The sequence below is a fragment of the Bacteroidia bacterium genome, assembly GCA_026932145.1.
Lineage (GTDB): Bacteria > Bacteroidota > Bacteroidia > J057 > JAIXKT01 > JAIXKT01.
Genome location: JAIXKT010000012.1, coordinates 1 through 11,350, shown reverse-complemented (window position 1 = coordinate 11,350; position 11,350 = coordinate 1). Strand labels below are relative to the sequence as shown.

Below are 11,350 nucleotides of genomic sequence, written 5' to 3'. Positions count from 1 at the left end.
AGGCAAAAACTCAGAAGACTTTATCCGTTAATTTACGATTAACATAACAGTAGTTCTTATAATGCTCATCGGGTATTGAACCGTCTTTATTGTATAAAACGATACCTTTTGAATTTCGTAGATTTTCAATTTCAACTACCAACGAAAAAGTGTTTTATTCTATTGCTTTAAATGACGATAACACAATGCTCCCAAAGAACAACAGAATTAATTTCACACTTTTCACTTTTCACTTTTAATTTTTAATTTCAGAGAGTCTACCACATCATAAACCATCGGTACTAAATAAACCGTCAATGCCAATGAAGAAAGCAAACCTCCGATAATTACCCACGCCAAACCGTTTTTCCATTCGGCTGCTGTTCCGCTGGCTAAGGCGATGGGTAACATTCCGATTGCCATGGATAAAGTTGTCATCAAAATTGGTCGAATTCGTTCTTTTCCTGCTGTAACCAATGCTTCTTTGTAATGTTTGCCTTCTGCTTTCAGTTGGTTGGTAAAGTCCACAATTAAAATGGAATTTTTTGTTACTAATCCCATTAACATAATCAATCCAAGCAAAGCGAATAAACTTAAATTGCTCAACGATAAATTCAATGCTAAAAATGCCCCGATTGCTGCAACAGGAATGGCGAATAATGCCACAAACGGATAAATGTAACTGTCGTATAATGCCACCATAATTAAATAAATCAGTAAGAATGAAATCATCAATACCGAACCCAATGCCCCGAAACTATCGTTTTGTCGTTTGATGTCACTTCCCCAAGTCATTGAAATCCCGTCAGGTAATGGATTGTATTTGATGTAAGCCACTACTTCATCAGCAACTGTTCCCGACGGTCTTCCCAATGCATCGGCAGTTAATGTTACAGCCGGTTGGCGGTCTTTTCGCTCTAAAAGCGAGGGTGAATTATCTCGTTCAATAGTGGCAAATTGTGAAACTTCAATTGGAATGCCCATTAGATTTACAATTTTGAGTTGTTTTACATCGTCTTCATTTTTACGACTAAAATTATCCAACCAAATCCTTACAGGATATTCTGTTCCGTTTTCGGTTAAGGTAGCATCATCATTACCAGTAAAAGCAGTACGCAAATTCATTCCTACATAAGCAGTGTTTAAACCTAATCGTTGCATTTTATCTTTGTAGGGAATTACTTTTAATTCAGGACTTCCTGCTTCCACAGACAAACGAACATTATCTGCACCGGGAATTTTTTCAATAACTGATTTTAAATCATTGCCTGATTGCATTACCTGATTTAAGTTGCTTCCGCTTAATGTAATTTCTATTGGTGCAGAACGAGGAATTAAGCCTAAAGCCATCATTGAAAAATTGATGCCAGAATAATCTTTCTGTAAATCATCTCTCAATTTCCGCATGAATTGTTCTGTCGGAACTTTCTCAATTCCTGCCTCTCGTAATTCGTCATTTTTAATTTTTAATTGAATTGTAAATTCAGTTTTATTAGCAGAGCCAACTCCCAAACTCCCAATACCTGTACTTGGTCCACCTACATTGCTGAAAATAGTTGCAACTTCGGGTTGTTTCAAAATATAATTTTCAATTTTCTCGGAAATCAAATTATTTTTTTGAATGGAAGTGCTTTTATCAAACTCTAATACAAATCTAAATTTTCCTTGGTCGCCAGTTGAAATTAGTTCTTTTCCGATAATTCCCTGTTTCATCATTACTGCTGTTCCAACAAACAAAAGCAAAACAAATCCTGTGAAAATCAATTTGTGATTTAAAACCCAATTCAATGTTTTCCCGTACCAATTGATGAATTTATCCAACTGTTTTTCAAACCAAAGCAAGAAACGATTAAAGAAATTGCTTGGTTGTAAATCTTCTTTTTTTCCGATGCGTGAAGCCAACCAAGGTGTTAAAGTAAAACCTACCAATAAACTCGTAAGTGTTGAAGTGATAACCACAACAGAAAACTGTTTGAGCATATCGGCAACAAAAACCTGTAAAAATAAAATTGGCAAAAACACCACGACATCAACCAAGGTAATAGACAGTGCAGAAAATCCGATCTCCATTCGTCCGTCCATTGCTGCTGCTCCTTTTTCTTTGCCCATATCCAAATGGCGTTGGATGTTTTCTAAAACCACAGTTGCATCGTCCACCAAAATACCGATGATTAAAGACATAGCGAGTAAAGTCATCAAGTTTAAAGTATAACCCAACAACCACATTACAGCAAAGGCGGTAATTAAGGAAGTAGGAATGGCAACCAAAACAATCAGTGAATTTCTGAAACTTCGTAAGAAAAGTAACATTACCAAGGACACTAAAATCACGGCTAAAATCAAATCAAACACCACTGAATTAACAGCTGCAATGGTGTTGTCTGTGCTATCGTCCGTAATTACAAATTTCATATTGGTATTGGCATTTTGTTTTTCAATAGAATGAAATTTTTCTCTAATTAATTTTGACACATCAACGGCATTGGCATCTCCTTGTTTTTTTATCATTAAACCAATTCCTGCTTTTCCATTAAAACGACTAAAAGAGGTAATTTCTTTAATTCCGTCCGTTACTTCTGCTATATCTTTTACATACACTGGACTATTTTGAAAAGGCATTGTCACTTGTACATTTTGAATGTCATTTACGGAGTTGAATTTTCCTACCAAACGCACTGAATTATTTTCGGTATCGGTTTGTAATTTTCCCGCGGGTAAATCAATACCAGAACGGTTTACAGCTTCCACCACTTGAACCAAAGAAAGTTTGTAGAGTTTCAATTTCTCTTTATCTATTTTGATTTGAATTTCCCTTTCTTCTCCTCCCAAAATAGTTATTTCCGCAACGCCTTTTAGTTGTTGGACTTGTGGTAAATAATCGTCTTTCATTTTTTGATAAAACTCGGTAGGTTTCAAACTACTTGTCGCACTTACCGACATAATTGGTAAATCGTTTGGTGAAACCTTGCTCATTACAGGGCTTAAAATATCTTTGGGTAAATCTTTACGGATGTTATCAATGTAGCGTTGAGCATCCTGCATTGTTTTGTCCAAATCTGTTCCATATTTCAAGTTGGCAATGATGATAGAAGCATTTGGCAAAGACTTCGTAACCAAATAATCGACACCCTCCAAATTGGAAAGAGCATCTTCAATTTTTCGGGAAACAGAAGTTTCCACCTCGTTTGGCTCTGCACCGGGATAAACCGTTCTAATTACCACAACAGGCTGATTAAAATCGGGCATTAGTTCATAGCTCAAATTTTTGTAGCCGATAATTCCCAATAGGGCAAATACACTGAAAAGCACGATAATCAGCGATGGGCGTTTGATTGATATTTCTGTAATATTCATCTTTGCTGATTTTATTTTTGATTAATGTTAGCTCCGTCAAACAGATTGATAAAACCGTTTGTTACAATGATGTCGTTTTCATTTAATCCACTTGATACAATCGTTTTATTGCCAATATTTCTTGATGTCGTTATCGTTTGCAAAACAGCTTTTCCGCTTTTTATCAGATACACTTTTGTTTTTCCGTTTTCTTCAATAATAGCAGAAGACGGAATGAGAATGCCTTTTTCTTGTGTGCTTTCTCCAAAATTTACCTTACCAAACATTCCCGATTTTATAGTTAAGTTTTTTGTATTAGTAACCTGAAACTGCACAGGAAAACTATTGCCCATATTGGCTTTGCTTCCAATCATTGTTATTTTCCCAGAAAGAGAAATATCAGGATATACATCAGTTCTAATTTGATAAGTTTGATTGTTTTGGAACTGAGCTAAATTATTTTCAGAAACATTTACGGTAAAGCGTAAAGTGCTTATATCTGTAATTTGCAACAACGGAACTCCAGGTGCTGCAAATGCACCAACTTCACTTAATTTTGCTGTTACAACACCATTAAAAGGTGCTTTGATGGTGGTTTTATTGATTTGCTCCTGAATAGTCGCTTTTTGCACTTTTGCAGATTTTAAACCCAACTGTGCTTTGTCCAATTGTACACCTTGCACAGCATCTGCTTGTGTTAAAATCGTATAGCGTTTTACATCATCTTCCAATCCCTCAATCTGAACTTGAACCGTTTGTAGTTGCAGTTTCAATAATGAATTGTCTAACTGAATAAGTGTTTGTCCTTGCTGAACAATATCGCCTACATCTACTAAAATGGAGTTTATTTTTCCTTGTGTTTCTACACTAATTTTAGTTTCCTTGTTAGGTTCAAATGTGCCTGTAAAAGCATTTTCTTCACTTAAAGGTTTTAAACGAATGGTATCCACTTCAACCGAAATAGGTTTTTCTTTATCAAACTGATACACCTTTCCTTCGGTAGTTTTTTTGCTACTTACGAGTTTAAATACTACTAAACTCACAATAGCAGCACCAATGATTATCCATATTAACTTTTTCATTTCTATTATTTTTAATTCGTGTTTATTAATTTTTAATTGACTTAATTGACCCTGTTAGCTTTTTAATCTCCAAATCTGCCTTCAGATAATCCACAACAGCCGACAAGTAATTTTGCTGTGCTTCACGAAGTGCATTATCCGCTAACAAAACATCCGTCAATGTTGCCGTTCCTTGCTTTTGTTGCAACGCTGTTTTTTCATAAATATCTTTTGCCAAAATGATTTGATTTTCTGTATTGGTAATGGTAGATTGTGCCGTGTTTCGTCGTCGGGTTGCATTTTCAATTTCCATCGTATTCTTTTCAAAAATCAATTTGGATTGCAATTCATTGTTAGAAATATCTAATTTCTTTTGATTGATTTTTCTTTGAGTTACTGTTCCGTTGAATAAGGGATAACTCATCTGTATTCCTGCAAAACTTACCGGGTAGAATTTCAGAAAATCGTTTGGCGTTTTATCGTAACCAAAACCTGTTGTTCCGTAGGAAGCAATTAAATTCAACGAGGGCAGAAACCGTGATTTGTTCAGTGTACTTAATTCGCTATTTAAAAGTTTGTTTTGTGTTTGAATTATTTTCAAATCCAAAATGTTTACTGTATTGTTTTCTATTAAAGTATGCTGTTCAATTTCAGGAACAACGGTAATATTTTGTTCCAATGGAATGCCGATATTCAGCTTCAAAGCATTCAAAATTGAAATGTATTTATTGTACACATTTTCTCTTTGTGTAGCCAACTGTTCTGCTTGTAATTTAACCTTACTTACATCTGTTCCCTTTGCCAATAACTGCTCTTTCAACAGTTCCATATTCTTCAATAGTTTTTGTGTATTTATCAGATTACTTTCCAAAAAATCAATTTGATGTTTCAGAATTTGAGCATTGTAATACAGCGTAGTAATGTCGTATAAAACCTGTTCTTCCGATTTTTGAAATTGGAGTTGCGTTAATTCGCTGGCGATTTTTGTGTTGTCAATTGCTCCATACACTTGCGGATTATACAAGGGCATTGCTAATTGTACATTTGCATTAATGTTATGTGGCACGCCAAATTGCAAGTTTCTAAATTGTCCTTCTGGTACTTGCGGATTGAGTGCATTCATCGGCATTAACTGTGTTGGCAATTCCATAAAATATTTGTAATCGGCATTAGCTATAACTTTCGGAATAAGATTGGCTTGAGCTTCTTTTTTCCTTTGTTCACTAATAATGATATTATTTCTATTGATTTGCAGGGTTTTGTTGTAAACTTGTGCGGTATCAATACATTGTTTCAAGGTCCAGACTTCCTGTGCCTGACCAGTATTCCATCCGAAAATCATCAGTAGAATAAAAATAAGTTTGTGAGTATTCACTAACATAATAAGGTAAATTTTTTTAGTTTATTTTTTGATCATTTTTAATATTCCTTCCAAAACGGTTTTTCCATCTTTTACTAAGTTTGATTTATGTTTGGAAAGTTTCCATTTTAATACAGTCATTCTCATTCCTCCAATAATAATTGTAGTCAATGTAGAAGAACCAATTAATTTATTGTAAGCACCCGTTTTCTGACCTTCTTCAATATTTGTATTTACATATACTTGCATCATATCCATTATTTCGGAAACCTTGTTACTCAGGCTTTCATCAAAATGAAAAATACTTTCAGCAAAAATGACACTTACAATAGCTGGTTTATTGGTAAAGGTTTGCAATTGAGAATTGAAGATGGCTCTCAATTTATCTCCTGCTGTGTCCGTTGGTTTAAAAGAAATAGACTGAATACGAGTTTTCATTTCGGTTTTGAAATACTCCAACAAACTCAATAAGATTTCATTCTTGCTTTTGAAGTGGCGATACAAAGCAGATTCAGACAAACCTATGTCTTCAGCTAATGTTTTAATAGTCAAATTTTGAATTCCAAATTTTGAAATTCTATTTGTTGCAGCTTCCATTATCTCAATTTGTCTGTCTGTAAATTCTTGTTGCATACTTCTAATTTTAAATTTTGTTAGTTAGTATTCACTCGCAAAGATAGAGTGATTTTTTTAAACTTACAACCAAAATTATCAATCTATTCTGAAAAATACTTCGCTAACAATTTTAGGCCGTAATTTTATCGTAGTCGAGGAATAGCCTTTGCCTCGTCCTGAAATAGGCTTACACCCAAAAGTGTAAACCTATTTCAGGACAGAGACACAATTATCAATTATGAAAAAGATATATTGTACTTTTTAAACCATAATCCCAAAAAATATATCTTTGTGTACTTTTTGAACTGTATGATTATGAAGAAGTATGGAATAATAGCGGCACTTGTTTTTGCTGCGATGGGGGCATTGTGGGCTTTTCGCCCGGCACCTGCAAAATACGTTTATGCAAACGTTACTGTGGTAGAGTCAATTATACCCGGCGGATTAGGCCGCTCCCGAATGATGACTACAATGGATAACGGAAACACGGTAGAATCAGATATAGAGAATTTTTATAGTATGGTTGGTATCAACTTTGGGAATATCACTAAAAATGATAAAAAGATTGTTGAGAAAATCAATGCTATGGAGCAAGAGGGCTGGGAATTACATTATATAACCGCCGGAGTACAAAGCCCTGGGGGGAAAGATGCCTCAAATGGCATATTTCTAACCCGATATTTATTCAGAAAGGCACAATAACCGTTCTATACGGTTTATTCCGGCATGCAGATATAATATTTAACGACCTTTTTAGCTAATGCCTCGATATTAGATATATCTGAGGCAGTAGCGATATTGGTTAGGCTGCCGGACTTGGTGAGGATTAAGATAGGTTCTTCGTCAGAATTTAGGTATGCTAAATTAGAGGCTTCGCCGGCGAATACAAAAAAATCAGCAAGGTTAGGAGCTAAATTGTTTTTTTGAGCAAATTTTGCTTGAAGTCCAGCAATTTCGGTAGGCGTAATAGGATGATTCTGAAATCTAAGTTTCAGTAACCTCCTGTTTAAAAGACGATTAGCTAATTCACTTAGTATCCTGTCTGGATGGTGTTGCCATTGCTTTATGGCGTAAAGAATATCTTCATCATCTAAGGCAGTATAGTGTGCTAAAACCTCATCAGTTAGTTCAATTCGTTGATTTTGAGGAAGTAAAAAGAAAAAACTAAGGGACTCATTTGTCCATATCGGTTTGTTTTGGAGAAAGATTTCTTTAGCTCTGCGAACCATATTTACCAGCATTTTTTCAGACGCTAATACCGCTTTGTGCAAATATACTTGCCAATACATCAGCCTTCTGGCAATAATGAATTTTTCAACAGAATAAATTCCTTTTTCCTCCACTACAAGCTGTTCATTTACAACTGTTAATGTTTTGATAATTCTTTCTGTGCCCACAATTCCTTCGGAGACTCCCGTGAAGAAGCTATCCCGCATGAGATAATCCATTCTATCCATATCTAACTGGCTGGAAACCAATTGGTGCAAAAAGGGACGGGAATATTGTTTTGAAAAAATCTGTAGTGCTAACGTCAGCTCTTGGTTAAAATAGTGGTTATTTAGATTTTGGATAAGTGCTTTGGATAATTCTTCGTGGTGAAAATGTGGCAGCAGAACGCGCTCTAAGGCGTGAGAAAAAGGTGGATGCCCTAAGTCATGCAGCAGTATAGCTATCAAAGTTGCTTCAAACTCACTATCAGTCAGCTTGATACCTTTATTTCGAAGTGTTTCTAAGGCGGTGCGTGTCAAGTGCATTGCCCCTAAAACATGGTTAAAACGAGTATGAACTGCACCAGGGTAAACCCAAGAAGTAAATGCCAACTGACGTATCCGCCGAAGACGCTGCAAATAGGGGTGGTCTATCAGCGAAAGCAAAATAGGCTCGCCAACTTCTATAAAACCATGAACAGGATCATTAAAAATCTTGAGCTTCGCCATCCAAGACACATTAAGAATTAATTAGATAAATTTATTTAGGAGCTTTGTAAATCAACCAACCGCCTAATACAGCAAAAGTAATATTAGGAAGCCACACACTTAGCCAAAGTGGAAAAGAATCTGCTAAAATCAGCCTGCCGGAAAATAGTAGAAAAATATAGCAAAAACTTAATAATAAACCGATTCCAAGTTGTAATGCAATTCCGCCTCTGCGTTTTCGGGTAGATAACGCCACACCAATAACCGTTAAGATAGGAGCAGCACAAGGAAAGGCAAAACGCTCATACTTTTCCAAAATTAATGATTCTAAAAAATCCGAATCTCGTGATTTTTCACGGTTAATGTATTGAGCAAGTTGGTCTAAATCCAAACTCTTCGTTATATTCTCGCGCTGATAAATATCATCAGGGGTCAAATTTATATTAGTGTCTAAAGATGGATAGAACGTCAATTGTTCTTTTCCACCCTGAACTGACCTAACAGAAACTGACCCTAAATGCCAATGATTTCGGGTAGAATCCCATTGGATTTTTTCAGCACGCAGTATTTTTTTTACATCCTGACCTTCAATATATTCTGAACAAAACCAGACCCCCTCTTTGGTATATTGGTTGTATGAATACAAATACAAAAATAAATTATTACCAATCTTCTTATGAATATTTCGTTGGTCAAAGAGTCTGTAGTTTTTAACGTATCGGTATTCAAAATCAATTCTTTTAGTTGTAGATATAGGTACAACGTAGGCATTTAGAAAAAAAGAGCCGATTGCCAATACAGTGGCGACAGCTAAATAGGGCATTAACAGGCGATATAAACTGATACCTCCGGAAAGCATCGCAATGATTTCACTGCGTTGGGTTAAGTTTGCGGTAAAAAATATAACCGCCATAAAAACACAAATTGGGCTTAATAAATTGACTATAAATGGGATAAAATTCATATAATAGTCAAAAATGACGGCTTTTAGGGGAGCTTTTTTCTCGATAAAGTCGTCCACCTTCTCGGCAAAATCTATTACGAGCGTAACCAAAATCAAGATAAGTACCATAAACAAAAAAGTACTTATAAATTGCCTAACGATATATTTATCTATGATTTTCACGGTTTTTCCGCAATCAAAGGTTCAGAAGTAGGGAGCGTGGTAGTCAAAACTTACACGATTTATGAGGCAAAACTGCACATTTTTTTGTTGAACACCTAAAAAATTAATTGTTTTCTCATGGTAGCTCTAAGCCAGCTTCTAAGTCTAATCTTTACTATTCTCTACAAAGACTGTTTTTAAAAACTATTGATAATCAGACGATAACAGATATTTTTAAGTGGTTATAACGTTATAGTTTTAAGCTAAATAAGCAGTTATTAACATTATTTGTGTGTTTATGTACAAAAAAAGCATTCGGATTCGTTTATATGGATTGAAAAACTTGTACTTTTGTATTTTGGGAGAGGGTATTCTACAGTTTTCTACATTACAATTTTCTCTAAACACTATGAAGCGCACTTTTTGGCTGCTTGTGTCAATGTATTTATGCTCGGTTTCGCTAATAGCACAAACCACATCCGGTTCGGATACGATTACGGCAATCACAACGGCTGTTCCATTTCTTACGATTTGCCCGGACGCTAAAAGCGGCGCATTGAGCGAAGCAGGCGTAGCCATTGCCGATAACGCAAATGCTATCTATTGGAACCCGTCTATATTAGCTTTTTCACAAAAAAAGGCCGGCTTTGCTGTCAATTATACCCCTTGGCTACGCGCTTTAAACATTCCCGATATTAACCACGGTTTTATCCCCGGATACCTAAACTTAGGTGAAAAAGGCGGAGTTATCGGTGCCGCAATAACCTATTTTTCGTTGGGCGAAATCCAATTTACAAATGAGCAAGGCCAAAATATCGGTAGCTTTAACGCTAATGAATTTGCTTTTTCCCTCGCTTACTCCCATAAAATAACCGAACATTTAGCAGCCGGAACAGCATTACGCTACATACGCTCAAACCTTGCAGGCTCTATGGTAACTTCTATGGGATCTTTACAACCCGCCCAATCTATTGCCGGCGACATGAATGTGTTCTATACCAAAGACTTCCAAATAAAATCAGGTGGAAAAGCACTTCCCATGAACTTCCGCTTCGGAATGAACATTTCTAATATCGGTGCCAAAGTAACCTATTCAAATACAGCCAGAAAAGACTTTATCCCAACCAACCTAAAAATCGGCTACGCCTTAAAAGCAAATATTGACGAATACAACGCCTTTACATTTACTAATGATTTCAACAAATTATTAGTACCCTCCGCAGGTGGGCAAACCCAAGTACCTCTTATGACCGGTATTTTTAGCAGCTTTAGTGACAGAAAATTCTCCGAAGAAGTGAGCGAAATAAACGTTTCATTGGGTGCTGAGTATATGTATAACAACTTATTTGCGGTACGAGCCGGCTACTTTTATGAAGATCCATTAAAAGGTGGCCGAAAGTTTATCACATTAGGAGCCGGATTAAAATTCCGTGTATTTACCTTAGACTTTGCTTATCTGGCATCTCTGCTTCAAAATCACCCGCTACAAAATACCCTTCGCTTTTCATTAGCATTTGATTTTGAATAATCTAACTGACTTGTGCTTTTAAATCTCTAAAAGAAACAGAATCCAACTATCCGATAGTTTTGTATTACTATTTCTTTTTGACTTTCAAAAGCATAAAAGACAGGGTTTCAATTATTAATACCTTGGTGATTTTTAACCTAAACAGCTATTTATCAATAGATTAAGTGTTTATAAATTGGATAAGATATTGATTTTTAGTATATTTATCTGTGAAAACCTCAAACAAAAATCAATATTTGTCTGAGGTTAAAAGTAGCATAATATCGGTAATTTCACAAATGAATCTACTAATTGGTAGCTTTATTTTTTTCTTGGGATCTAATTTTGTCAAGTGTTTTGTTGGGCGACGTTATAGCCGGAACGGCGAGCGGTGCGAACCGCAGCCGGCGCAAAGCCCAAGCGTATCTTAGACAAAATTAGGTCAAGCGCTGCGTTGAGCGACATTTGTTTTGG

8 protein-coding genes are annotated in these 11,350 nt (G+C 35.7%); 2 read left to right on the top strand and 6 right to left on the bottom strand.

Going from position 1 to position 11,350, the window contains the following annotated elements:
- Nucleotides 1-222: 222 nt before the first annotated feature.
- The 4 genes from LC115_04370 to LC115_04355 form a co-directional block, all read right to left on the bottom strand.
- The gene (locus tag LC115_04370) at nt 223-3,333 is read right to left on the bottom strand and encodes an efflux RND transporter permease subunit (GenBank protein MCZ2355916.1); all 3,111 of its coding nucleotides are present in this window, start codon (nt 3,331-3,333) and stop codon (nt 223-225) included.
- Between the two features lie 11 nt (nt 3,334-3,344).
- Entirely contained in the window at nt 3,345-4,301 is a 957-nt protein-coding gene (locus LC115_04365) for an efflux RND transporter periplasmic adaptor subunit (GenBank protein ID MCZ2355915.1), read from the bottom strand.
- Between the two features lie 118 nt (nt 4,302-4,419).
- Entirely contained in the window at nt 4,420-5,754 is a 1,335-nt protein-coding gene (locus tag LC115_04360; protein ID MCZ2355914.1) for a TolC family protein, read from the bottom strand.
- Nucleotides 5,755-5,775: 21 nt separating this feature from the next.
- Entirely contained in the window at nt 5,776-6,366 is a 591-nt protein-coding gene (locus LC115_04355; GenBank protein ID MCZ2355913.1) for a TetR/AcrR family transcriptional regulator, read from the bottom strand.
- Nucleotides 6,367-6,657: 291 nt separating this feature from the next.
- Between LC115_04355 and LC115_04350 the strand changes: the two genes are divergently transcribed.
- Nucleotides 6,658-7,050 (top strand): hypothetical protein, encoded by a 393-nt coding sequence (locus LC115_04350; GenBank protein ID MCZ2355912.1) that lies wholly within the window; start codon nt 6,658-6,660, stop codon nt 7,048-7,050.
- A gap of 14 nt (nt 7,051-7,064) precedes the next feature.
- On the opposite strand, the gene LC115_04345 is transcribed toward LC115_04350, so the two are convergent.
- Together LC115_04345 and LC115_04340 are read right to left on the bottom strand one after the other, a co-directional pair.
- Nucleotides 7,065-8,285 carry an HD domain-containing protein gene (locus LC115_04345; protein ID MCZ2355911.1) on the bottom strand — a complete coding sequence of 407 codons (1,221 nt, stop codon included), beginning with the start codon at nt 8,283-8,285 and terminating at the stop codon, nt 7,065-7,067.
- 31 nt (nt 8,286-8,316) lie between these two features.
- Nucleotides 8,317-9,390, bottom strand: a complete 1,074-nt coding sequence (locus tag LC115_04340) for an LptF/LptG family permease (GenBank protein ID MCZ2355910.1) — start codon at nt 9,388-9,390, stop codon at nt 8,317-8,319.
- 388 nt (nt 9,391-9,778) lie between these two features.
- Here LC115_04340 and porV point away from each other — a divergent pair, with 388 nt between their 5' ends.
- A complete protein-coding gene (gene porV / locus LC115_04335; protein MCZ2355909.1) occupies nt 9,779-10,897 on the top strand; it encodes a type IX secretion system outer membrane channel protein PorV in 1,119 nt (372 codons plus the stop codon).
- Nucleotides 10,898-11,350 lie beyond the last annotated feature (453 nt).